24 protein-coding genes and 1 pseudogene are annotated in these 23,102 nt (G+C 67.2%); 12 read left to right on the top strand and 13 right to left on the bottom strand.

All coding sequences use genetic code 11. The annotated features are described in order from the left end of the window. Positions 1-58: 58 nt before the first annotated feature. Positions 59-1,372, bottom strand: a complete 1,314-nt coding sequence (gene mnmE / locus B5Y19_RS24820) for a tRNA uridine-5-carboxymethylaminomethyl(34) synthesis GTPase MnmE (protein WP_055729916.1) — start codon at positions 1,370-1,372, stop codon at positions 59-61. Positions 1,373-1,404: 32 nt separating this feature from the next. Between mnmE and B5Y19_RS24815 the strand changes: the two genes are divergently transcribed. Continuing rightward, positions 1,405-3,408, top strand: a complete 2,004-nt coding sequence (locus B5Y19_RS24815; protein ID WP_079592326.1) for a thioredoxin domain-containing protein — start codon at positions 1,405-1,407, stop codon at positions 3,406-3,408. Positions 3,409-3,503: 95 nt separating this feature from the next. Here B5Y19_RS24815 and rho read toward each other — a convergent pair whose 3' ends face one another. The 3 genes from rho to hemE all read right to left on the bottom strand — a co-directional run bounded on the left by rho (position 3,504) and on the right by hemE (position 6,456). Then, entirely contained in the window at positions 3,504-4,769 is a 1,266-nt protein-coding gene (gene rho / locus B5Y19_RS24810; protein WP_055729914.1) for a transcription termination factor Rho, read from the bottom strand. Positions 4,770-4,991: 222 nt separating this feature from the next. Continuing rightward, a complete protein-coding gene (gene hemJ / locus B5Y19_RS24805) occupies positions 4,992-5,414 on the bottom strand; it encodes a protoporphyrinogen oxidase HemJ (RefSeq protein ID WP_055729913.1) in 423 nt (140 codons plus the stop codon). A 10-nt stretch (positions 5,415-5,424) separates the two neighbouring features. Beyond that, positions 5,425-6,456 carry a uroporphyrinogen decarboxylase gene (gene hemE / locus B5Y19_RS24800; protein ID WP_055729912.1) on the bottom strand — a complete coding sequence of 344 codons (1,032 nt, stop codon included), beginning with the start codon at positions 6,454-6,456 and terminating at the stop codon, positions 5,425-5,427. A gap of 458 nt (positions 6,457-6,914) precedes the next feature. Here hemE and B5Y19_RS24795 point away from each other — a divergent pair, with 458 nt between their 5' ends. Genes B5Y19_RS24795 through dnaQ form a run of 5 tightly spaced genes read left to right on the top strand, consistent with a single transcriptional unit; the run spans position 6,915 to position 10,578 of the window. Beyond that, the gene (locus B5Y19_RS24795) at positions 6,915-7,745 is read left to right on the top strand and encodes a pyruvate, water dikinase regulatory protein (RefSeq protein WP_055729911.1); all 831 of its coding nucleotides are present in this window, start codon (positions 6,915-6,917) and stop codon (positions 7,743-7,745) included. After that, positions 7,742-8,368, top strand: a complete 627-nt coding sequence (locus B5Y19_RS24790) for a Maf family protein (protein WP_055729910.1) — start codon at positions 7,742-7,744, stop codon at positions 8,366-8,368. Before B5Y19_RS24795 ends, B5Y19_RS24790 begins: the two co-directional genes overlap by 4 nt. Positions 8,369-8,380: 12 nt before the next feature. After that, complete coding sequence (locus tag B5Y19_RS24785; RefSeq protein WP_055729909.1) at positions 8,381-9,214, top strand: shikimate dehydrogenase; 834 nt, start codon at positions 8,381-8,383, stop codon at positions 9,212-9,214. A 15-nt stretch (positions 9,215-9,229) separates the two neighbouring features. Then, positions 9,230-9,844, top strand: coding sequence for a dephospho-CoA kinase (coaE, locus tag B5Y19_RS24780; RefSeq protein ID WP_055729908.1), 615 nt, complete (start codon positions 9,230-9,232; stop codon positions 9,842-9,844). Between the two features lie 17 nt (positions 9,845-9,861). After that, positions 9,862-10,578 carry a DNA polymerase III subunit epsilon gene (dnaQ, locus tag B5Y19_RS24775; protein ID WP_055729907.1) on the top strand — a complete coding sequence of 239 codons (717 nt, stop codon included), beginning with the start codon at positions 9,862-9,864 and terminating at the stop codon, positions 10,576-10,578. A 25-nt stretch (positions 10,579-10,603) separates the two neighbouring features. Here the strand turns inward: dnaQ and B5Y19_RS24770 are convergent, their stop codons facing one another. After that, on the bottom strand, positions 10,604-11,353 hold the full coding sequence (locus tag B5Y19_RS24770) for a TerC family protein (RefSeq protein ID WP_055729906.1): 750 nt from the start codon (positions 11,351-11,353) through the stop codon (positions 10,604-10,606). Positions 11,354-11,524: 171 nt separating this feature from the next. After that, on the bottom strand, positions 11,525-12,022 hold the full coding sequence (secB, locus tag B5Y19_RS24765; protein WP_055729905.1) for a protein-export chaperone SecB: 498 nt from the start codon (positions 12,020-12,022) through the stop codon (positions 11,525-11,527). A 244-nt stretch (positions 12,023-12,266) separates the two neighbouring features. Here secB and B5Y19_RS24760 point away from each other — a divergent pair, with 244 nt between their 5' ends. The 5 genes from B5Y19_RS24760 (at position 12,267) to B5Y19_RS24740 (ending at position 16,185) form a co-directional block, all read left to right on the top strand. Beyond that, positions 12,267-12,986, top strand: coding sequence for a Tim44/TimA family putative adaptor protein (locus B5Y19_RS24760; RefSeq protein WP_055729904.1), 720 nt, complete (start codon positions 12,267-12,269; stop codon positions 12,984-12,986). Further along, entirely contained in the window at positions 12,983-14,149 is a 1,167-nt protein-coding gene (gene mltA / locus B5Y19_RS24755; protein WP_055729903.1) for a murein transglycosylase A, read from the top strand. Before B5Y19_RS24760 ends, mltA begins: the two co-directional genes overlap by 4 nt. A gap of 1 nt (position 14,150) precedes the next feature. Next, positions 14,151-14,717: a Smr/MutS family protein gene (locus B5Y19_RS24750; protein WP_055729902.1), complete on the top strand. Its 567-nt coding sequence runs from the start codon at positions 14,151-14,153 to the stop codon at positions 14,715-14,717. Then, positions 14,714-15,088 carry a helix-turn-helix domain-containing protein gene (locus B5Y19_RS24745; RefSeq protein ID WP_055729901.1) on the top strand — a complete coding sequence of 125 codons (375 nt, stop codon included), beginning with the start codon at positions 14,714-14,716 and terminating at the stop codon, positions 15,086-15,088. Before B5Y19_RS24750 ends, B5Y19_RS24745 begins: the two co-directional genes overlap by 4 nt. 98 nt (positions 15,089-15,186) lie before the next feature. Next, the gene (locus tag B5Y19_RS24740) at positions 15,187-16,185 is read left to right on the top strand and encodes an adenosine kinase (RefSeq protein WP_055729900.1); all 999 of its coding nucleotides are present in this window, start codon (positions 15,187-15,189) and stop codon (positions 16,183-16,185) included. Positions 16,186-16,388: 203 nt separating this feature from the next. Here B5Y19_RS24740 and B5Y19_RS24735 read toward each other — a convergent pair whose 3' ends face one another. The 5 genes from B5Y19_RS24735 to B5Y19_RS24715 all read right to left on the bottom strand — a co-directional run bounded on the left by B5Y19_RS24735 (position 16,389) and on the right by B5Y19_RS24715 (position 21,285). Continuing rightward, complete coding sequence (locus B5Y19_RS24735; protein WP_055729899.1) at positions 16,389-17,024, bottom strand: pyridoxamine 5'-phosphate oxidase family protein; 636 nt, start codon at positions 17,022-17,024, stop codon at positions 16,389-16,391. Positions 17,025-17,102: 78 nt separating this feature from the next. Then, entirely contained in the window at positions 17,103-17,864 is a 762-nt protein-coding gene (locus B5Y19_RS24730) for an alpha/beta fold hydrolase (protein WP_055729898.1), read from the bottom strand. A 142-nt stretch (positions 17,865-18,006) separates the two neighbouring features. Next, positions 18,007-20,181, bottom strand: a complete 2,175-nt coding sequence (gene pnp, locus B5Y19_RS24725; RefSeq protein ID WP_055729897.1) for a polyribonucleotide nucleotidyltransferase — start codon at positions 20,179-20,181, stop codon at positions 18,007-18,009. Positions 20,182-20,446: 265 nt separating this feature from the next. Next, complete coding sequence (gene rpsO / locus B5Y19_RS24720) at positions 20,447-20,716, bottom strand: 30S ribosomal protein S15 (RefSeq protein ID WP_055729896.1); 270 nt, start codon at positions 20,714-20,716, stop codon at positions 20,447-20,449. 167 nt (positions 20,717-20,883) lie between these two features. Next, positions 20,884-21,285 carry a winged helix-turn-helix transcriptional regulator gene (locus B5Y19_RS24715; protein WP_197282479.1) on the bottom strand — a complete coding sequence of 134 codons (402 nt, stop codon included), beginning with the start codon at positions 21,283-21,285 and terminating at the stop codon, positions 20,884-20,886. Between the two features lie 124 nt (positions 21,286-21,409). Between B5Y19_RS24715 and B5Y19_RS24710 the strand changes: the two genes are divergently transcribed. Then, entirely contained in the window at positions 21,410-22,021 is a 612-nt protein-coding gene (locus B5Y19_RS24710; protein WP_055729895.1) for an NAD(P)-dependent oxidoreductase, read from the top strand. An 85-nt stretch (positions 22,022-22,106) separates the two neighbouring features. Here the strand turns inward: B5Y19_RS24710 and B5Y19_RS24705 are convergent, their stop codons facing one another. Next, the gene (locus tag B5Y19_RS24705) at positions 22,107-22,457 is read right to left on the bottom strand and encodes an Atu4866 domain-containing protein (RefSeq protein WP_055729894.1); all 351 of its coding nucleotides are present in this window, start codon (positions 22,455-22,457) and stop codon (positions 22,107-22,109) included. A 324-nt stretch (positions 22,458-22,781) separates the two neighbouring features. Beyond that, a pseudogene (locus B5Y19_RS26250) lies at positions 22,782-23,102 on the bottom strand (hypothetical protein); the annotation flags it as partial.

Genomic DNA, 23,102 nt, shown 5'->3' with positions numbered 1-23,102 from the left:
CTAGCGAAGCCGGGCTGGCCGGTCAACGGCAAAGCGCACCGACCGACGCCGGCGCGCCTCACTTGCCGATGCAGAAACCGGAAAAGAGCCGGTCGAGCACATCCTCGACATCGATCCGCCCGACGAGGCGCTCGAGGGCGAGAACGGCGATCCGCAGCTCCTCGGCCAGCAGTTCGCCTTGCCCATGCTCCGCGCTGACAGCGCGCTCCAGCGCCATGATCGCATCCGCCACGGCGGCGCGATGCCGCTCGCGCGTCAGCAGTGCCGGCTCGCTCCGGCCGAACGCGTGCAGCCGTTCGATGATCGCGGCCAGAAGATCGGGGATGCCCGCCCCCGTCTTCACCGAGATCGGCAGCTCCCCTGGCAGGGGCGTCCCGGCCAGATCCGATTTGGTTGCCAGACGCAGGACGGGCGTCTCGCCATCCATTTGATACGGCTCCGAATCGATGCCTCGCAGCGCCAGCGCCAGATCGGCGCGGGCCAGCAGATTGCGGGCGCGCCGAACACCTTCGGCCTCGATCGGATCGGCGCTGTCGCGCAGGCCCGCTGTATCGATCAGGATCACCGGAAGCCCGGCTAGGTCGAGCCGAACCTCCAGAGCATCGCGCGTCGTGCCTGCCACCGGCGAGACGATAGCGACATCGCGCTGCGCCAGCGCGTTGAGCAGGCTCGACTTGCCGGCATTGGGCGGCCCCGCCAGCACGACGACGAAGCCTTCCCGCACGCGCTCGCCCATGGCGAAGCTGCCGAGGGCCTTCCGCAGCGAACCCAGGACCGTGCCGGCCAACGCCAGCGCCTGTTCCTGCAACGGCCCTGAAACATCACCTTCATCCGAGAAGTCGAGCTCCGCCGCCAGAAGGCTCATCGCCTGGAGCAACGCCTCGCGCCACTCGGCTGCAAAGCTGCCGAGCGCACCCTCCATCTGCCGCAAGGCCTGTTTGCGCTGCCATTCCGTTTCCGAATCGATCAGGTCGGCGAGCCCCTCGACCGCGCCGAGATCGAGCTTCCCCGCTTCGAAGGCACGCCGCGTGAATTCGCCGGCCTCCGCCAGTCTGACTCCAGGTAGTGCCGTCAGCACTACCAGCAATCGGGCAAGGACTGCCCGCGATCCGTGAACATGGAATTCCGCGACATCCTCGCCGGTGAAGCTCGCCGGCGCCGGAAAGAACAGCACCAGCGCCTGGTCGATCGCTTCGCCGTCGGCATCGCGCAGCTGGCGGAGGGCCGCCCGGCGTGGCTCCGGTATGACTCCCGCAAATGTTTCGAGAACGAATCGAACGCGCGATCCGGATAGCCGGATGACCGCGACGCCAGCACGGCCGGGCGCCGAGGATAAGGCCACAATCGTGGGATAGGCTTCCGGATCGTTCATGCCTGTCGCGTTCCTGCCGGAAGGGTCGTCCGATGAATCGTCTCGCCGGAGCCGCCAGCCCCTATCTCCTCCAGCACCGCGCCAACCCGGTGGATTGGTGGGAGTGGGGAGAAGGCGCCTTCGCCGAAGCGAAGCGCAGCAAACGGCCGGTCCTGCTGTCGATCGGCTACGCCGCCTGTCACTGGTGCCACGTCATGGCGCATGAGAGCTTCGAGGATCCGGCCACGGCGGCCGTCATGAACGAGCTCTTCGTGAACATCAAGGTCGACCGCGAAGAGCGGCCCGATATCGATCACGTCTATATGAGTGCGCTGCACAGCCTGGGCGAGCAGGGCGGCTGGCCTTTGACGATGTTCCTGACGCCCGAGGGCGACGCCTTCTGGGGCGGGACCTATTTCCCGCCGGAGCCGCGTCACGGCCGACCCTCCCTCCAGGGCGTCCTGCGGCAGATCGCGGCGATCTACCGGCAGGAGCCGGAGCGCATCCTGCACAACGCCACCGCGATCCGAAAGGCGCTCGCGCAGATGGAAGGCGTCGCCCTGGCCGAGGCCGGCGAACCGGACCTGGCCCATCTTGCCAGCCAGATCGCCGGCGCCTTCGATCCGATCGACGGTGGCTTGAAAGGCGCGCCAAAATTCCCGAATGCCGGATTGATCGAACTGCTCTGGCGACAGGGGACACGGGAGCCTGCGGCAGCCGGGAGTCGCGATGCCGCAACGCTCACGCTGCAACGGATGGCGCGCGGGGGCATCCATGACCATCTTGGCGGCGGCTTCGCCCGCTATGCCGTCGATGCGCGCTGGCTGGTCCCGCATTTCGAGAAGATGCTCTACGACAACGCGCAGCTGCTGCCGCTTTATGCCCTGGAGGCGAAACGGAGTGGCGATGTCCTCGCGCTGGAAGCGGCGGAAGGCATCGTCGCCTGGCTCGAGCGGGAGATGCTGCTCCCCGAGGGCGCCTTCGCGGCCAGCCTCGATGCCGACTCCGAGGGCGAGGAGGGCAAGTACTATGTCTGGAACCGTAGCGACGTCGACGCCCTCCTTGGCGCCGAGGCCGGCGCGCTCATCGCCCGCCACTATGACATCGCGCCCGGCGGCAACTGGGAGGGCGTCAGCATCCTGAACCGGCTCGACACGCCCGATCCGGATTCGGCCGATGCCCTCCGCCTCTCCAAGCTCAAGGACGCGCTCTTCGCCGAGCGGACGAAGCGAATCCCGCCGGCCCGCGACGACAAGATTCTGGCCGACTGGAACGGGTTGATGATCGCGGCCCTGGCGCGCGCTTCCGGCCTGCTCGACCGGCCCGCCTGGCTGGAGCTCAGCGAAAGGGCTTACCGTTTCGTTGCCGAATCGATGGCAGATGGCGAAGGCGTGGCGCATTCCTACCGGCTAGGACGCCGGATCACGCCCGGCTTTGCCCTCGATCACGCCGCCATGATCGATGCCGCCCTGGCGCTGCACGACGCCACCCTATCGCAGAACTATCTCGACGATGCCCGGCGCTGGTCCGCGCATCTCTGGCAGCACTACCGCGATCCGCAGACCGGATTGCTGAGCATGACTCCGGCCGACTCCCGTTCCCTTCCGGTCATACCGCGTCCGACTCACGACGACGCCGTGCCCAATGCGCTCGGTGTCCATGCCGGCAATCTCCTGAGGCTCGCCGGCAAGACCGGATCAGCGGATCACCGCGAACGCGCCGACGCATTCCTGGCGGCCGCCCTGAGGGCTGCGGCACGCGCCCCGATGGCCCATGGCTCGGTCCTGAATGCCTACGACCTCGCACGCAACGGCGTCGAGATCGTGCTGGCGGGGACCGAGCGTAGCGCCCTCCATGCCGCTGCCCGCCGGCTGCCCTATACGACGACCATCATTACCGATGTTCCGGATCCGCATTCACTGCCAGCCGATCATCCCGTCGCCGCGATGCTGCGACTTGCCGGCGATGGCGCAGCCTTCATCTGCTTCGAAGGGCGTTGTTTGCCGCCCGTCACGGATCCGAATCAGTTGGCCGATGCCCTCGCCGATCGCCGTTGAACGGCTCGCCATATCGTCGTGGCAAAAGAAAACGCCGCCGAATCGAATGATCCGGCGGCGCTCGAAACGGCCTATGGAACGTGCGGGACGTCCGGTCAGGTGTTCATCGAATCGAAGAACTCGGAGTTCTGCTTGGTCTGGCGCAGCTTGTCGATCAGGAACTCGATCGCATCCTGCGGGCCCATCGGGTTGAGGATGCGGCGCAGCACATAGGTCTTCTGCAGATCGGAGCGCGGCGTGATGAGCTCCTCCTTGCGGGTGCCGGATTTGAGGATGTCGATCGCCGGGAAGATGCGCTTGTCGGCCACCTTGCGGTCGAGCACGATTTCCGAGTTGCCGGTGCCCTTGAACTCTTCGAAGATCACCTCGTCCATGCGCGAGCCGGTGTCGATCAGCGCGGTCGCGACGATGGTCAGCGAACCACCTTCCTCGATATTGCGCGCCGCACCGAAGAAGCGCTTCGGGCGCTGCAGGGCGTTGGCGTCGACACCGCCGGTCAGCACCTTGCCGGAGGACGGAACCACCGTGTTGTAGGCACGGCCGAGGCGGGTGATCGAATCCAGCAGGATGACGACGTCGCGGCCGTGCTCGACCAGGCGCTTGGCCTTCTCGATCACCATCTCCGCCACCTGGACGTGGCGCGAGGCCGGCTCGTCGAAGGTCGAGGACACGACCTCGCCCTTCACCGAGCGCTGCATGTCGGTGACTTCCTCAGGGCGCTCGTCGATCAGCAGCACGATCAGATAGCACTCGGGATGGTTGGTCGTGATCGACTGCGCGATGTTCTGCAGCAGCACGGTCTTGCCGGTGCGCGGCGGCGCCACGATCAGCGCACGCTGGCCCTTGCCGATCGGCGCCACGATGTCGATGACGCGCGGCGAGAAATCCTTCTTGGTCGGGTCCTGCACCTCGAGCTTCAGCCGCTCATCCGGGTAGAGCGGGGTCAGGTTGTCGAAGTGGATCTTGTGCTTGATCTTCTCCGGGTCCTCGAAATTGATCGAGTTGACCTTGAGCAGGGCGAAATAGCGCTCGCCGTCCTTCGGGCTGCGAATCGGCCCTTCGACCGTGTCGCCGGTGCGCAGGCCGAACTTCCGGATCTGCGAGGGCGAGACATAGATATCGTCCGGCCCCGGGAGATAGTTCGAATCGGGGGAGCGCAGGAAGCCGAAGCCGTCCTGCAGAACCTCGACGACGCCTTCACCCAGAATCTCGGTTTCGCGCGCGGCGAGCTGCTTCAGGATGGCGAACATCAGCTCCTGCTTGCGCATCGTGCTGGCGTTCTCGACCTCCACCTCCTCGGCGAAGGCCAGCAATTCGGTCGGCGACTTGCTCTTGAGCTCTTGGAGCTTGATTTCCCGCATGGGGCACCCGGATCGTGAACGGCCCTGCGAACGGCAGGGATGGGGACGGTACTGGATTGATCGACATGGGTCCTTGGCGGACCTGCGCATGGGTTGCGCGACATGAGCTGCTGCTAAGGCAGGCCGCTCACGAACAGTCGACAACAGGGAGGACGCTGGAGAAGCGCAGCGTCCTGATAGCGGGAATTTCCGTCGGGCTCAAGCAGGAAACGATTGGGACCCCTAGAACGGCTTCACGATGACGAGAATGACGATGCCGAGCATCAGCACGGCCGGAATCTCGTTGAGGATCCGGAAATAGCGCGCCGGCTTCTGGTTCTTGTCCTGCGCGAATGCCCGGACATGCTTGACCAGGACACCGTGGATGCCGGAGAGGATCAGCACCAGCAGGAGCTTGGCGTGCAGCCAGCCGCCCTTGAAGCCGAAGGCCTCCCACGCAAGGTAGAGGCCGAGCACCCAAGTGGCGATCATCGCCGGATTGATGATGCCCTTCAGCAATCGCCTTTCCATGATCTTGAAGGTCTCGGACTGGATCGAGCCCGTCTGCGCCTCCGCATGATAGACCATCAGCCGCGGCAGATAGAGCATCCCGGCCATCCAGGAGATGACCGCGACGACGTGAAAAGCCTTTAGCCACTCGTACATTGTCTGACCCTCAGCCGCGGACGGCTCTCAGCAAGCGTTCGACATGGGGGATCGGCGTATCCGGCAGGATGCCGTGGCCGAGATTGAACACGAAAGGCCCGCCGCCGAAAGCGGCCATCACGGCCTCGATCTCGCGCTCGAGTTCGGCTCCGCCGGCGCGCAGGGTGAGCGGGTCGAGATTGCCCTGGACCGGGACGAGCGACTGGATCGCGTCGCGTGCGAAGGCCCGGTCGATATCCGTCTCGAGCCCGACGGCATCGACCCCGGTTCCTTCGACATAAGCCGGGATCAATCGGCCGGCGCCCCGCGGGAAGCCGATGATCCGGACATGCGGATGAACCGCGCGGACGCCTTCGACGATCCGGCGCGTCGGCGCGATGCACCAGCGCTGGAAATCCTCGGCGCCGAGCACGCCCGCCCAGCTGTCGAAGATCTGCACGGCATCGACGCCGGCCGCGATCTGCGCGTTGAGATAGCCCACCGACACCGAGACGATGCGGTCGATGATCTCCTGGAACAGAGCGGGATCCTGCGCGAACAGGGCCCGCGCCGGTCCCTGATCCGGGGTGCCACGACCGGCGACCATATAGGTCGCGACGGTCCAGGGCGCCCCGCAGAAGCCGATGAAGCCGGTCCGGGCATCGAGGCCCGCGCGCACCCGCCGGACCGTCTCGATGATCGGATCGAGGCTATGTCCCGGAGCTGCACGATCGATCTCGGCAAGACGGTTCCTGTCCGCCACCGGATCGAGGCGTGGTCCCTCGCCCTCGACGAACCAGAGCTTTTGGCCGAGAGCCTGCGGCACGACGAGGATGTCGGAAAACAGGATCGCCGCGTCGAAGCCGAAACGGCGGATCGGCTGAAGCGTGACCTCGGCGGCGAGCTCGGGATTGTAGCAAAGCGCCAGGAAGCTGCCTGCCTTGGCCCTGACCTCGCGATACTCCGGCAGATAGCGGCCAGCCTGACGCATCAGCCAGATCGGAGGAACCGCCTGCGTCTCGCCGGCCAGTGCGCGCAGAAAGGCGGGCGCTTCGCTGGTCATCTGGCCTGACGAGTGGTCCATCCCGCTTCCCTTCATATAAAGAGATTCCATGAAAGAATCTTTTTCTTTGACTCTTGGGCAGGGGAGATAGCCCGGCGCAAATCCGTCCACAACCGTTCCACAGGAGGTGGGACAGCGGGTCGCGGGGCCGCCAGGCTGAGGGAGGGGTGTTAAGGCTTTCTTAACGAATTGGAATTTGCGGCGAGCCCTTCGGCCCGCCGAATGATTCACGTGAAACACTTCCTTAACCATGCACAGCGTGGCGGCTGTTGATGGGAGAGGTGGGTTATACAGGCGGCTCTGGCCGGGCATGGCTGAAGCCGGGTTGTCTACACCGCTCCCCACCCCTGTGAAGAACCGGCGCGAAGTCGGCTGCGGCGACTTGGCTCGCTCTTCGGATTCCTGTCGCGCCGAAACCGCGCTAAGGGAGATCGAAGCGCTTCAGGCCGGGGGACGCCGTGGTCCGCAATTATTTCCATCTGCATCTGGTCTCGGATGCGACCGGCGAGACCCTCATCGCGGTCAGCCGCGCCGCGGCCGCGCAATATGAAAGCGTTTCCGCCATCGAGCATGTCTATCCGCTGGTGCGTTCGGAGGCGCAGCTCGCGCGTGTGCTCGCCGAGATCGAATCCTCACCGGGCGTGGTTCTCTACACGCTGGTCGAGCCGGAATGGCAGGAGAAGCTCGAGAATTTCTGCCGCGAGCTCGGCTGCCCCTGCCTCTCGGTGCTGCAGCCGGTGCTGAGTCTGTTCCAGTCCTATCTCGGCCAGGTCTCGGCGACGAAGCCGGGCGCGCAGCACGTCCTCAACACCGAGTATTTCCGCCGCATCGACGCAATGAACTACACGCTCTTGCACGATGACGGGCAGATGGGTGGCGATCTCGACAGCGCCGATGTCATCCTGGTTGGCATCAGCCGGACGTCCAAGACGCCGACGAGCATCTATCTCGCCAATCGCGGCATCAAGACCGCCAACATCCCGCTGGTCCCGAACATCGCCCTGCCGCCGGAGCTGGAGAACGCGAAGAAGCCGCTGATCGTCGGGCTGATCGCCAGCCCCGACCGCATCGTCCAGATCCGCCAGAACCGGCTCCTGTCGTTGCGCGCCGACGACGAGACCTCCTATGTCGATCCCGCGGCGGTGGCCGACGAGGTCGCGCAGTCGAGGCGGCTCTGCGCCCGCAAGGGCTGGCCGGTCATCGACGTCACCCGCCGCTCGATCGAGGAGACAGCCGCCTCTATCCTCGACCTGCTTCGTGATCACCGCATGAAGTTCATCGCGACATGACCCCACCGAACACCCTCTGGCTCGAAACGCAGCCCCTGATCCTCGCCTCCGGAAGCGTGACGCGCCGGGACATGCTGGCGGCCGCCGGCATCCCGATCGAGGTCATGAAGCCCACGATCGACGAGCGCGCCGTCGAGGAACCTCTGGTCGAGCAGGGGGTGCCGGCGGATCAGATCGCCGCAGCGCTCGCCTGTGCCAAGGCGCTCGCGGTCTCGCGTGACCAGCCGGGCCGCCTGGTCCTCGCCGCCGATCAGACGCTGACCTGCGACGGCATCGCCTTCCACAAGCCGGTCGACAGCTTCGCCGCGGCCGAGCAGATCGCGGCGCTGGCCGGCAGGACGCATGAGCTTCATTCCGCCTTCGTCCTTGCCCGGGACGGCGCACCGATCGCCGAAGGCCGCGAGACGGCACGGATGACGATGCGCGCGCTCGATACCGATTTCATCGGGCTCTATGTCGATCTGGTCGGGCCGGCCGCTCTATCCAGCGTCGGCGGTTATCAGCTCGAGGGGCTGGGGGCGCAGCTCTTCGAGGCCGTCGAAGGCAATCACTTCACCATCCTGGGCTTGCCCCTGCTCGCCGTCCTCGCCGCCTTGCGCGATCTCGACTGCCTCGCCCGCTGACCGGACCCATCCATGTCGCCTCGCTGTTTCGTCATCGGACATCCCATCGCCCATTCCCGCTCGCCGCTGATCCATGGCGAGTGGCTTCGGCAATATCGGCTTGCCGGCTCCTATGAGCGGGTCGATGTCGCGCCTGCGGACCTGCCCGCCTTCATCCGACAATTGCGGGACGGGGCGTTCACCGGCGGCAATGTCACCGTGCCGCACAAGGAAGCGGTGATGGCCCTGGTCGATGAGGTCAGCCCTGCGGGCCGGGCGATCGGCGCAGTCAACACGCTCTGGCGCGAGGATGGGCGCATCGTCGCCGACAACAGCGACGTGCCGGGGTTCCTCGCCCATCTCGATGCCTGCGTGCCGGGCTGGCAGCGACAGGTCGGAACGGTGCTCGTTCTCGGGGCAGGCGGGGCCGCCCGCGGAATCTGCTACGGCCTTCGATCGCGTGGGGTCGAACGCATCCTGATCGTCAACCGGAGCCCCGCCCGCGCCGAGGAGCTCGCGGCCGCGCTGGGGAATCCGCTTGAAGCCAGGGCCTGGGAGGAGCGCGACCGGCTCGTCCGGAAGGCCGATCTCATCGTCAACACCACGGCCCTCGGCATGCAGGGCAAGCCGCCGCTGGAGCTCGACCTGTCGGGGCTGCGGCCGGGAACCATCGTCGACGATATCGTCTACGCGCCGCTGAAGACGGCGCTGCTGGCGGAGGCGGAGCGGCGTGGCGGCAGGCTGGTGGACGGGCTCGGCATGCTGCTCCACCAGGCTGCCCCCGGCTTCGCCCGCTGGTTCGGCGTGACCCCGGAAGTGACGCCGGCCCTGCGCGCTCTGATCGAAGCCGATATCCTGAAAACCTGATTCGGCGGGGAGCGCATGACCTTCGTGCTGGGCCTGACGGGCTCGATCGGAATGGGGAAGTCGACAACGGCCGGGCTGTTCGTGCAGCGCGGCGTGCCGCTGCACGATGCCGATGCCGCAGTCCATCGCCTGCATCGCGGCCGTGCCGTGGCGCCGATCGAGGCGGCCTTTCCCGGCACCGTTGTCGACGGCGTGGTCGATCGGGCAAGGCTCGGCGCCGCCGTGCTCGGCAAGCCGGAGGCGCTGCGCCGTCTCGAGGCGATCATCCATCCGCTGGTGCGGGAGGAGGAGCAGGCCTTCCTCGCCCGCTGCCGACGCGAGGGAGCGGGGCTCGCCATCATCGATGTGCCGCTGCTGTTCGAGACCGGCGGTGAGGGGCGTTGCGATGCGGTTCTGGTGGTGACCGCGCCGGCGGCAGTGCAGCGCGAGCGCGTCCTCGCCCGGCCCGGCATGAGCGCGGAGAAGCTCGACGCCATCCTGGCGCGCCAGATGCCGGATGCCGAGAAGCGTCGCCGCGCCCATTTCCTTGTGGACACGTCGCGCGGGCTCGTGGCCGCCGGCCGCGAGGTCGGCTCTATCCTGATGGCGCTGGCGGGCCGCCCGGGGCGTGGCGCGGCCCAGAGGTCTTGAGTGAGGTCCTGAAAGCGATGCGCGAGATCGTTCTCGATACCGAAACCACCGGCGTCGAAGCCAATAACGGTGATCGCATCGTCGAGATCGGCTGCGTCGAGTTGGTCAATCACTGCCCGAGCGGCCGCACCTACCACGTCTACATCAACCCCGAACGCTCGATGCCGGTCGAGGCCTTCAATGTCCACGGCCTCTCGGAGGAGTTCCTGTCGGACAAGCCGGTCTTCGCCGCGATCGCCCAGGAATTCGCCGAGTTCATCGCGGGCGCCAAGCTGGTGATCCACAACGCCGCCTTCGACGTCGGCTTCATCAACATGGAGTTCAAGCGGCTGAACCTGCCGCCGATCGAGCAGGCTTGGGTGGTCGACACCCTGTCGATGGCCCGCCGCAAGCATCCCGGCGCCTCCAACAGCCTCGATGCGCTCTGCTCGCGCTATGGCATCGACAACAGCCGCCGCACCAAGCACGGCGCCTTGCTCGACTCCGAGATCCTCGCCGAGGTCTATATCGAACTGATCGGCGGCAAGCAGACCTCGCTCGGCCTGGGCGTCGAAGGCACGGCGGGCCGTGGCGGTCTCGTCATGGCTGCCGCCGAGAAGCCGCTGCGCCAGCGCCCGCTCGCGCCGCGGCTCGACGAGGCTGCGATCAAGGCGCATGAGGCCTTCGTTCTGGGCTCGCTGAAGGCGCCGCTCTGGAAGGGCTATCTCGGCATCACGGACGACGCGGCGCAGTGATCCGCGCCGTCCGGCTTGCGCCCGCTCAGCGCTCGCTGCCGGTATGCGTCTTCCGCCGCGACAGCATGTTGAGTGCCTCGATCAAGGCCGAGAAGGCCATGGCTGCGTAGATGTAGCCCTTCGGCACATGCACGCCGAAGCCTTCGGCGATCAGTGTCGCGCCGATCATCAGCAGGAAGCCGAGCGCCAGCATCACGATCGTCGGGTTGCGGTCGATGAAACGCGCCAGCGGATCGGCGGCGAGCAGCATCGTCAGCACCGCGACGATCACGGCGATCACCATCACCGGCACATGTTCGGTCATGCCGACGGCGGTGATGATCGAGTCGATCGAGAAGACGAGGTCGAGCAGCAGGATCTGGAAGATCGCGCTGCCGAAGCCCAGCGTCACCGCGCGGCTGCCGCCCTCGGCGAGGACGGATTCGGGATCGGGATCGACCTTGTGATGGATCTCCTTCGTCGCCTTCCAGACCAGGAAGAGGCCGCCGGCGATCAGGATGATGTCGCGCCAGGAGAAGCCCTGCCCGAGGATCGAGAACACCGGCGTGGTCAGCGTGACGATGAAGGCGACGGTGCTCAGCAGGCCCAGCCGCAGGATCAGCGCCAGGCCGATGCCGATCTTGCGGCCCTTCGAGCGCTGATGCTCCGGCAGCTTGTTGGTCAGGATCGAGATGAAGATCAGGTTGTCGATGCCGAGCACGACCTCCATGGCGATCAGTGCCCCGAGCGCGGCCCATACGGCGGGGTCGGCGGCAAGCGTCAGAAGGGTGTCCATCGGGTCTCCATCGGATACGGAAAAGGCGGGCGTCCCTGCCGGGGCGTCCGCCGTCGATCGTCACCAGATGGAGCGGGCCTGCCGGCTCCGCAAGGACAACAATAATCCGCAACAAACGAAAAAGGGCCCGCGAAGGGGCCCTTTCGTTGGACTTTGCCGACGCTCCGACCGTCAGTTGGTCGCGGCGCCCTGCTGGCCCTCGAGCTCCTGCATGCGCTGCTGGAACAGCGCCGCGAAATCGATCGGCGGGATGTAGAAGGGCGGGAAGCCGCCATTATGGACCGCCTCGGCGATGATCTGCCGCGCGAAGGGGAAGAGCAGGCGGGCGCAGTCGATCACCAGCACGGGGTGGATGTGCTCCTGCGGAATGTTCTGCAGGCGGAAGACGCCGGCATAGCTCAGGTCGAAGGCGAAGAGCGTCTCGCCCTTCTGCTCGGCCTTGCCTTCCAGGCGCAGCACGGTCTCGTAGTCGTTGTCGCCGAGCGCGGTCGAGCCGACATTGACCTGCAGCGACATCTGCGGGCCCTGCTGCGCTTCCTGCTGGGCGAGGGAACGCGGCGCCTTGGGGTTCTCGAAGGAGAAATCCTTCGTGTACTGGACGAGGGCGTTCAGGCTCGGGGCTGCCTCGGCGGCGCCGGCACCATTGCCGTTGGGGAGTTCGTTGGCCATCGGTCCCATCTTGTTCTGGCAGGCTGTCTCGGGAAATCCCGCGCCATTGCCGGCATTCGGGACTGCGCTCCGCGTTCCGGAGCGGCGCGCGCGTCGGCTATCATGGACGCCGGGCCGGCACAAGAAGTCGCCTTCACAAGGTTAGGGGTGGATGTTACGAGCCTGTCTTACCATATGACGACGAAGGCGGTCGCGATCCTGCGCCATCGCCAGACGTTGATGGGGAGCCGCGGGTCAGCCTTCGATGCAAAATTCCTTCGACATGACGACTCTGGTCTTCTTGGCTCTGGCCGTTTTCGTCGCCTGGAAGCTGCGCTCGGTCCTCGGCCAGAAGACCGGCCACGAGCAGCCCAAGGATCCCTTCGCCCGCCGGGAGACGCCGCCGATGCGGCCGGATCAGGCGGCCGAGAAGCGCGACAACGTGATCCGCCTGCCGGGTGCGGCCAATGATCCGGTCGCCGCCGAGTCGCCGGTCGCCGAACGCTGGAAGGATCTGGCCGCCGCCGACTCTCCGGTCAGCGCCGGCATCGAGGCCATCATCCGCCAGGAGCCGGGTTTCGACCCGCATGACTTCGTCGCCGGCGCCAAGGCGGCCTATGAGGCGATCGTCACCGCCTTCGCGCGCGGCGACCGCAAGATGTTGAAGGGGCTGCTCGCCAAGGACGTCTATGAGGGCTTCGAGCAGGCCATCACCGATCGCGAGAAGCGCGGCGAGAAATCGGAATCGAATTTCGTCTCGATCGACAAGGCCGATCTTTCCGCCGTCGAGGTCAAGGGCAAGACCGCCCAGGTCACCATCGCCTTCGTGTCGCAGCTGATCAGCGTCACCCGCGACGCTCAAGGGGCGGTCGTCGACGGCAGCGCCGACCAGGTCTCCGAGGTCAACGATATCTGGACCTTCTCGCGCCAGCTCGGCAGCCGCGATCCCAACTGGCTGCTCGTCGCCACCGAATCGGCGGCGTGAGCCGTGGCGCCGGGATCGCGCTGGCGCTCGCGGTGGCGGCTGGTCTCGTCTCCGTGAACGCCACGGCCGCTCCCTTTCCGCTCCCGGACGGTGCCCGGGCCGAGCGGCTTTTGCCGCAGCAGCTCGATGGCTGGGCACGGGACGACCATGCCGAGACCTTCGCGATCTTCGCGCGGGGGTGCATGGCCGACCCGCCCTTGCGCCAGGCCGTCCCCGTTCCCGCCATCCTCTCCGCGGCCTGCGAAAGAGCGAAGGCGCTGGCCGTGAACGGCCCTGTCGCGCGCGACGAGGCGCGCAGCTTCTTCGAGCAGAACTTCAGCTTCTGGCGCATCCGCCCGGTGGGCGCCGATGCCGGCTTCACGACCGGCTATTTCGAGCCCGAGTTCGAAGGCTCTCTCACACGCTCCGAAGCCTTTCCGACCCCGCTCTACGGCCGGCCGCCGGATCTCGTGACGCGCTTTCCGGAGGATGACTGGCCCGGCCTCGACAAGACGCTTTCCGCCGCGCGCCGCACCGCGAAGGGGCTCGAGCCCTTTGTCGACCGCGCTGCGATCGAAACCGGGGCGCTCGACGGGCAGGGGCTGGAGATCCTCTGGCTGCGCGATCCCGTGGATCGTTTCGTGCTGCAGGTGCAGGGGTCCGGCCGCGTGCGCCTGCCCGATGGCTCGGTCACGCGGCTCGTCTATGCCGGCCGCAACGGCCATCCCTACACCTCGCTCGGCCGCGTGCTCAGCCAGCGCGAGGGCATCCCGCCCGAGCAGATGACGATGGACCGGCTCGTCGCCCGGCTGAAGGCCGATCCAGCTTTCGCCCGCGATCTCATCCGCCTGAACAGATCCTTCGTCTTCTTCGCCCGGCGCGACGATCTGCCGGCCGGTTCCGGACCGATAGGCGGCGCTGGCCTGCCCTTGACGCCGCTGCGCAGCATCGCGGTCGATCGCACGGTCTGGCCCTATGGCCTGCCGGTCTGGATCGATGCGAGGCTTCCGGACGGGGCCGGCGGCGCAGAGCATCTGGCGCGGCTGATGCTCGTCCAGGACACCGGTTCAGCCATTCTGGGCGCGGCCCGGATGGATCTTTTCGTCGGTTCGGGAGCCGAGGCCGGTCATCGGGCCGGGCTGATCCGCCACCCCGTCGCCTTCACCGTGCTCTGGCCGCGCTGAGATGCGCGCGCGCCGGGGCAGGACATTGACGGAGGCCGATGCCGCGCTCTGGCGGCAGGTGGCGCGCACCGTCAAGCCGCTGCCCGGGCGCGCGCCGATCGAGCCCGAACCGGTGCCAGAGCCTGCCCCGGCGATCGCGACGGAAACCTCTGCGCTTGCCGTCGCCGCGCTTTCGAAGGCCGCGAAGCCGGCGTCTCTCGCCGCTCCGCCCCTGGCCCCGATCGAGCGGCGCCTGCGCACCCAGCTTCGCCGCGGCCAGCAGAGCGTCGATGCGGTCATCGACCTGCACGGCATGCGCCAGAACGAAGCGCATCTCGCCTTGTGCGCCTTCCTGCGTCGCGAGCAGGCGCATGGCACCCGCATCGCCCTGGTCGTCACCGGCAAGGGAGGACCGGCCCCGGCGCTGTTCGGCGAGGAGCGCGGCGTGCTGCGCCGGATGGTGCCGCATTGGCTCAGGCTCTCGGAGCTGCGTCCGCTCGTCCTCGGCTTCGAGGAGGCCGAGCAGCGGCATGGCGGCGGCGGCGCGCTCTATGTCCGCCTGCGACGGCTCAGGGAGCATGGTCCGTGACGCCCTTCGGCCGGCGCGTGCGCGAGCTCAGGGAACGGCGCGGCATCACGCTCGCTCGGATGGCGGAGGGGCTCGGCGTAACGCCCGCCTATCTTTCGGCGCTCGAGCACGGCAAGCGCGGGCGTCCGACCTTCACGCTGATCCAGGGTGCGATCCATCTGCTCGGCGTGATCTGGGACGAGGCCGACGAACTCGTCCGCCTCGCCGATCTCTCGCATCCGCGCGTCACCGTCGACACCGCCGGTCTCGATCCCGAGGCCACCCTTTTCGCCAACCGCCTTGCCCGCGAGATCGCCGAGCTCGAGGCTGAGGATCTGCGCCGCCTCGCCGGCGTCCTCGACGATGCCGCCGCCCGCCGGGACCAGGGCTGAGAAGCTCCAAGCCCGACTTGACCGCACAGCGCGCGGATGCGACACGCCCGCCACCTTTCTTTTCGGCATTTCCGCCGTCCAATCCGGATGCATCGGCCATGACCAAGACTCGCACGGACGTCCTCGCCCTCGGCAACGCCATCGTCGATGTCCTGGCTTCGGCCGAGGAGGATTTCCTCGCCGCCCAGAAGCTGACCAAGGGCGCGATGATGCTGATCGACGAGGCCCGCGCCGAGTCGCTCTTTTCGGCGATGGGCCCGGCCCGCGTCATCTCCGGGGGATCGGCCGCCAACACCATCGCCGGCCTCGCCTCGTTCGGAGGCAAAGGCGCCTTCATCGGCAAGGTCAAGGCCGACGAGCTCGGCAAGCTCTACCGCCATGACCTCGCCTCGCTCGGCGTCGCCTTCGACACCGCCGCGGCCGGCGACGGCCCGGCGACGGCACGCTCCTTCATCATCGTCACGCCCGACGGCGAGCGCACGATGAACACCTATCTCGGCGCCTGCCAGGGCCTCTCCGTCGCCGATGTCGATGAGAAGGCGGTCGAGAACGCCGACATCATCTATCTCGAAGGCTATCTCTGGGATCCGCCGGCGGCGAAGGAAGCCTTCCGCAAGGCTTCCGAGATCGCGCATCGGGCGGGCGGTCGCGTCGCGATCACCCTCTCCGATTCCTTCTGCGTCGACCGCTATCGCGACGAGTTCGTCGGCCTGATCCGTAACCGCATGGTCGATCTCGTTTTCGCCAACGAGCATGAGCTCAAGAGCCTCTACGAGACCTCCGACTTCGACACCGCGTTGTCCTGGCTGCGCTCCGAGAACATTCTCGCCGTGGTCACCCGCTCCGAGAAGGGCGCGCTGGCGGTGACGCCGGAAGGCATCGTCGAGGAGCCGGTCTTCCCGGTCGAGCGCGTCGTCGATGCGACGGGCGCAGGCGACCTCTTCGCGGCCGGCTTCCTCTTCGGCCTGACCTCGGGCCGCGAGGTGCGCGATTCGCTGCGGCTCGGTGCGCTGGCCGCGGCCGAGATCATCTCCCATATCGGCGCCCGGCCGGACGTGAATCTCAAGACGCTGGCGGGCAACGAAGGGCTGCTGTGAGTTCTTCCTTCTCCCCGTTCGGGAGAAGGTGCTGCGGAGCAGACGGACGAGGGAAGGGTCGCGCAAGCGGCCCTTTCTTGTTTCCGGGCGAAGCACAGCTCTGTCATGGTCGGGCTTGTCCCGACCATCCACGTCTTTGGCTGTCGAGGCCGATGTTCGAGACGTGGATGCTTGCCGCGAGGGCAAGGATGACGGCGGTGTCCTCAATACAGCGTTGCCTTGACTCGCCCCGGCAACGCCTTGTCGTAAGCCGCCCCGTCGAAGGTCTCGACCGCCGCATTGCGGGCGGTGATGTCGCGCAGGATCGTCCCGGCCGAGGGCAGGCTGCGCCGCTCGACCTGCCGCTCCGGGTTCCAGAGCTCCGCCCGCACCACCGCGCGCGAGCACTGGAAGTAGACTGCCTCGACATGAACGATCATCACGCTCGCCGGCAGCTTGCCGGCCATCTCGAACGCGCCGCACAACCCAGGATCGCAGGATAGCTCGGCACGTCCGTTGACGCGCAGGGTCTCGCCGCAACCGGGGATCAGGAAGAGCATTCCGATTCGATCGTCGAACAGGATATTCTTCAATGAATCCAGTCTGTTATTGCCTTTTCGGTCCGGAATCAGGAGCGTTTTCGCGTCCCGGACCGTGACGAAGCCCGGCAGATCCCCGCGCGGCGAGCAATCCAGCCCCTCAGGGCCGACCGTCGCGAGCACGAAGAACGGGGAAGCGGCGATCAGCTCTGCATAATTCTCGTCGACATGATCGATCTCCTTGAAGACCGAAGCCGGGGCGAGCGGATTGGGATAGGCGCGGGCGAGGTCGTCGAGCGAGGCGATGCGGTGGTCGGACATGCCGGTCTCCATGAAGCGGCATATGTCTAGACTATTGCAGCTGGCGCGTCACCTTGCCTCGCGGCGGCGATCTTTCGGTCACGCGGAACCAGCGATCGCCTCGGCGAGCCCTATCGGATTTTCCCAGGCCATGGAATGCCCGGCCTTCGGCACGATGCGGATATCGACCCCGATCTCGGCAAGGCCTTCCGCCTCGGCATAGGGGAGCGAGTTCTCGCCGATGATCATCGTCCTGGGCGCGGCGAGGTAGGCGAGCAGGCTGCGCCAGGTCGGATCGCTGCCGATGACGAGCGAATGGGCGGTCCGGTGGACGGCATGGGCCGCGCTGCCGGCGAGCGAGGCGGACCAGATGTCGTTGCCCTCGCCGAGGCTGGCATAGGCGAGCGCGGCATGGCCCTTGGCGACATAGTCGGCCTCGGACATCGACGCGACGCGACGACTGAAGAAACCACCGCCGGGCACCAGATTGGGCTCGCCGAGAACGAGGCGGCGGAGGCGCTCGCCGAGCATCGACGCGGCCGTGATCGCGACGGCGCCGCCCATGGAATGCCCGAACAGCTCGACCGCGGTCAGGCCCAGCGCCTCGATCAGCGCAACGACGCTGCCGGCATGATCCTGGATCGTGTAGCCGAAGGCCTGTGGCCGGTCGCTGAAGCCGGAGCCGAGCAGATCGACCAGCAGCATGCGCCGCCCGCGCAGCGCCGGTGCTGCCGCCACGGCCGGATAGTCGCAGGAGGAGGCGCAGCCGAGCCCATGGATGAAGACGATGGCCGGGCCGTCGCCGGCGAGGTCGTGATAGCGCAGGCGGCTGTCGGTTCCGGGAACGGAAAAGGACTTCATCGACCTGCCTCCAACCTCTCGGGGACGCTGGGCCATTCCGCCGCGCCGATCTGCCAGCATCGCCGGAATGGCCCTGAAATGCGAAACGCCCCGCATCCTGCGATGCGGGGCGCCTCGTTTCACGTGAATCCGTGCGAGCTGATTACTCGCCGGCGGCCTGCTTCTCGCGGGCCTTCTCGGCCTCGCGCTCGGCCTTCAGCTTCTCGGTGATGTCCTCGCCGGTGGTCTGGTCGACGACCTTCATCGACAGGCGGATCTTGCCGCGCTCGTCCATGCCGAGGAACTTCACCTTGACCTTGTCGCCTTCCTTGACGACGTCCTGGACCTTCTGGACGCGCTTGGGGGCGAGCTCGGAGATGTGGACGAGGCCGTCCTTGGCGCCGAAGAAGTTCACGAAGGCGCCGAACTCCATGATCTTGACGATGGTGCCGTCATAGATCACGCCGGCTTCCGGCTCGGAGACGATCGACTTGATCCACTTGATCGCGGCTTCGATCGACTTGCCGTCGGCCGAGGCGATCTTGATGGTGCCGTCGTCCTCGATGTTCACCTTGGCGCCGGTCTTCTCGACGATCTCGCGGATGACCTTGCCGCCGGAGCCGATGACTTCGCGGATCTTGTCGACCGGGATCTTCATCGTCTCGATGCGCGGCGCGAACTCGCCGAGCTGGCTGCGCGAGGCGGAGAGGGCTTTCGCCATCTCGCCGAGGATGTGCTCGCGACCGCCCTTGGCCTGGTCGAGGGCGACCTTCATGATCTCCTCGGTGATGCCGGCGATCTTGATGTCCATCTGCAGCGAGGTGATGCCCTCGGCCGTGCCGGCCACCTTGAAGTCCATGTCGCCGAGATGGTCCTCGTCACCGAGGATGTCGGAGAGCACGGCGAAGCGCTTGTCCTCGAGGATCAGGCCCATCGCGATGCCCGCGACCGGCGCGCGCAGCGGCACGCCGGCATCCATCAGCGCCAGCGAGGTGCCGCAGACGGTGGCCATCGAGGAGGAGCCGTTCGACTCGGTGATCTCCGAGACGACGCGCAGCGTATAGGGGAACTCGCCCTTGCCCGGCAGCATCGGGTGGATGGCGCGCCAGGCGAGCTTGCCGTGGCCGATCTCGCGGCGGCCGGGCGAACCCATGCGGCCGGTCTCGCCGACGGAGTAGGGCGGGAAGTTGTAGTGCAGCAGGAAGGTTTCCTTGTAGGTGCCTTCCAGCGAGTCGATGAACTGCTCGTCGTCGCCGGTGCCGAGCGTGGTCACGACCAGCGCCTGGGTCTCGCCGCGGGTGAACAGCGCGGAGCCATGGGTGCGCGGCAGGACGCCGGCCTGGGCCACGATCGGGCGCACCGTCTTGCCGTCGCGGCCGTCGATGCGGATGCCGTCGTCAAGGATGTTCCAGCGCACGATCTTGGCCTGGGCTTCCTTGAACTGCGCGCCGACCTTGTCCTTCGGGAAGGTGGCGACGCCATCCGGCGTCTCGGAGACGAGCGCGGCGACGACCTTGGCCTTGACCGCGTCGACGGCGGCGTAGCGCTCGGCCTTGGCGGTGATCTTGTAGGCGGCGCGCAGATCGGCTTCGCCGACCTTCATGATCGCGTCGAGAATGGCGGAATCATCCGGCGGGGTGAAGTCGCGCGGCTCCTTGGCGGCCTTCTCGGCCAGGCGGATGATCGCCTCGATCACCGGCTGGAAATGCTTGTGGCCGAACATCACGGCGCCGAGCATGACCTCCTCGGTCAGCTCCTTGGCCTCGGACTCGACCATCATCACGGCGTCCTGGGTGCCGGCGACGACGAGGTCGAGGGCCGATTCCTTGGCTTCCTCGATCGTCGGGTTCAGCTTGTAGGCGCCGTCGATATAGCCGACGCGGGCACCGCCGATCGGGCCCATGAAGGGCACGCCGGAGAGGGTGAGCGCCGCCGAGGTGGCGACCATCGCGAGGATGTCGGGATCGTTCTCGAGATCATGCTGCAGGACGGTGACGACGACCTGCGTGTCGTTCTTGTAGCCTTCGACGAAGAGCGGGCGGATCGGACGGTCGATCAGGCGGGAGACCAGCGTCTCCTTCTCGCTCGGGCGGCCTTCACGCTTGAAGTAGCCGCCGGGAATGCGGCCGGCCGCGAAGGCCTTTTCCTGGTAGTTCACGGTCAGCGGGAAGAAGTCGAAGCCCGGCTTCGGCTCCTTGGCCGAGACGACGGTCGCGAGCACGACGGTCTCGCCATAGGTGGCCATCACGGCGCCGTCGGCCTGGCGGGCGACCTTGCCGGTTTCGAGCACGAGCTTGCGCCCGCCCCAGATCAGTTCTTCGGTTTGGATGTCGAACATGGGTTTTGTCTTTCGGTCGGATGTCGGCCCGTCCGGCGCCTTCAGGCCCATGGGCAAGACGGCGGAACGCTCGGGTTCCTGTGAAGCTGGCGCCCGAGCGCTCGGCGATCCTGCCATGGACGTCTTGGGCGCCCGGCGGGTCACGCGGGAGGGCCGCCCCATGCGGCCGCCGCGGCAGACAGGCGGGCCGCCCCCTGGGCGGCATCGCCTGAAAAGAGCCGCCCGGAGCAGGTCGCACCGGGCGGAAACGGCTTTCAGCCGACGATCAGCGGCGGATGCCGAGCCTCTCGATCAGCGTCTTGTAGCGACCCTGATCCTTGCCCTTCAGATAGTCGAGCAGGGAACGGCGCTGCGAAACCAGCTTGAGCAGGCCGCGGCGGGAGTGGTTGTCCTTCGCATGCGACTTGAAGTGGCCGGTCAGGTTGTTGATGCGCTCCGTCAGGATCGCGACCTGGACTTCCGGCGAGCCGGTGTCGTTCGGCTTGGTGGCGTATTCCTTGAGCAGCGCGGTCTTGCGCTCGGCAGTGATCGACATCGGGATATCCTCTGTTTCAGGTTGATCTGGCGGGCCAGGCCGGGATGTCGTCCAGCGTGGTCCGAAGCCCGCGAGCCGCCTCATCACGGAGGGGTCGCGCAGCCGGCTGAGCAGCCGGTTGCCGGGCATATACACGAAATCGGTGGAAACGCCAGCACTCCCGCGTGTCAGCACCCGCCCGCCGCCCGGCCTTCCGGCTCCGTCGCGCCCTCGCCGCGGTCATAGCGCTGCTGCGCCGCCTCGATCTCGCCGATATGCGCCTCGGCCCAGAGCGTCAGCTGGTTGACCGTCTGCGACAGGGTGCGCCCGAGATCGGTCAGCGAATACTCGACCGTTACCGGCACGGTCGCGAACACCTCGCGCCGCACCAGCCCGTCGCGCTCGAGGCTCTTCAGCGTCTGCGACAGCATCTTCTGGGAGATGTTCTCGATCCGGCGCTTCAGCGCGTTGAAGCGCAGCGTGCCGCTCCCCAACGCGATCAGGATGAGGACGGCCCAGCTGTCGCCGATGCGGTCGAGGATGCGCCGCGTCGGGCAGAGCGCCTGGAAAGGGTCGGGACGCTTCAGCATGGCGGTTTCGTCGCGGTGACCATGTCGCGTGAAAGTGCCTTCTTTACGGGGTGGGCAGGCATGGCCAGATAGGTTCCATGGGAACGTAGGTATCCATTATATACCGACAGAAGGAACCTTTGTCATGAAAATCGTCCTGATCGGCGCCAGCGGCTTCATCGGCGCGCGCCTGCTCGCCGAGCTTTCCCGTCGCGGCCACAGCGTCACCGCCATCGTCCGCAATCCGGAGAAGGTCGCAGCCCTGCCCGGCGTCACCGCGCTCAAGGGCGATGTCTTCGACAAGGACGGGCTCGCCCGCCTGCTCGCCGGGCACGAGGCGGTGATCAGCGCCGTGCATTTCACCGCCAGCGATCCTGAGCTCCTGCTCGCGGCCGTGAAGCAGTCGGGCGTGCCGCGCTATCTCGTCGTCGGCGGCGCCGGCAGCCTCGAGGTCGCGCCGGGCGTCAGGCTGTTCGACACGCCGGAATTCCCCGCGATCTATCGCGACGAGGCCAGGAAGGGCGGTGACTTCCTCGATCTTCTGAAGCGGGAGCAGGCGCTGGACTGGACCTTCCTCTCGCCCTCCGCCCTGATCCAGCCAGGCGAGCGTACCGGCAAGTTCCGCCTCGGCGGCGATCAGCTCCTGGTCGACGGCAAAGGCGACAGCGCGATTTCGGCCGAGGACTACGCGGTCGCGCTTGTCGACGAGCTCGAGAAGCCGGCCCATGGCCGCCGGCGCTTCACCGTCGGCTACTGACGGCCCGGCCGGCCCGGAAATGCGGAAGGGCCGAGCCTCCCGGCGGAGACTCGGCCCTTCCTTAGATTGCGAGCTTCTGGCCGCGTCAGGCTTTGCGGAAGCGCTTCTCGCCGATGCTGAGCGTGCCGCGCTTGAGCTTGCCGAGCGCGACCCAGCCCGTTTCGCCCTCGAAATAGAGCTTCGAGCGATCGACCGCATAGCGGCCGCGATGCGTGGCGCCCGCCTCCGGCTTGGCCTTGTGGAACTGCCCGTCGGGGCGCAGGTCGATCAGGATCGACCCGTCCTCGGTCTTCCACTTGCCGATGGCGGCCTGTTCGAAGGGGGTGGGGCCACTCCCACCGTCGAGGTCGATCTCGAGCGGGCGGATGGAGCGGCTGCCCGGCGCGAAGCCGGCGGCGAACTGGCCGAGAGCCTGAAGAACCTGGCTGATCTGCATGGTTTTCGTCTCCCTGTTGCGGTGACGGCTGAAACCGCTTGTCGCAGAATTCCCTGTCGGGACCTGTCAGCAAGCGGTGGAACATCGGCCGCTTGCAGGAAGCAGCCCGACGGTCTTCGCGGATCTGATGCGATGGTGGCGCTGCGAAGGACCCAAGGTCCCGGCGCCTGTTCCCGCAGATAGGGCGGGACCGGCCCCGCGCAAGATGCCGCGCCGCAAAAATTCGTCAGCAGTGCAAAAACGGCGCCCTTTTGGGGCGCCGTATGGTCTTCAGGGTCGGTCGGGCGGCAGCCCGTCGCCGGGACCGGCGCAGCGGGGCCCAGCTCAGAACTCTTCCCATCCGGCGTCCTGGGCGCGGCCATTGGCGACCTTGCGCGGGGCGGGGGCGGATTTGGACTGGGCGAAGGCGGCCTGGGCGAGCTGGCGCAGCCGCTCCGGCTCGGAGCCGTCGGCCGCGGCCGCCGTGGCGCTGGCCGGCGCTGCCGCCGGGCGAGTCAGCGAGCGCAGGGCAGGCTTGGCCGGGCGCGGGGAGGCCGAGCCCGCAGCCGCGACCGGCGCGGCCTGGGCCGCCTCGCGGCCGGTGCGGAAGGCCGCGACCAGTTCGTTGAGCTGGCCGATCCGGCCGGTCAGCGCATTGGCCGAGGC

Origin of the sequence: Allobosea thiooxidans (assembly GCF_900168195.1) — a bacterium.
Taxonomy (GTDB): domain Bacteria; phylum Pseudomonadota; class Alphaproteobacteria; order Rhizobiales; family Beijerinckiaceae; genus Allobosea; species Allobosea thiooxidans.
This window is presented reverse-complemented; position numbering and strand designations above follow the sequence as displayed.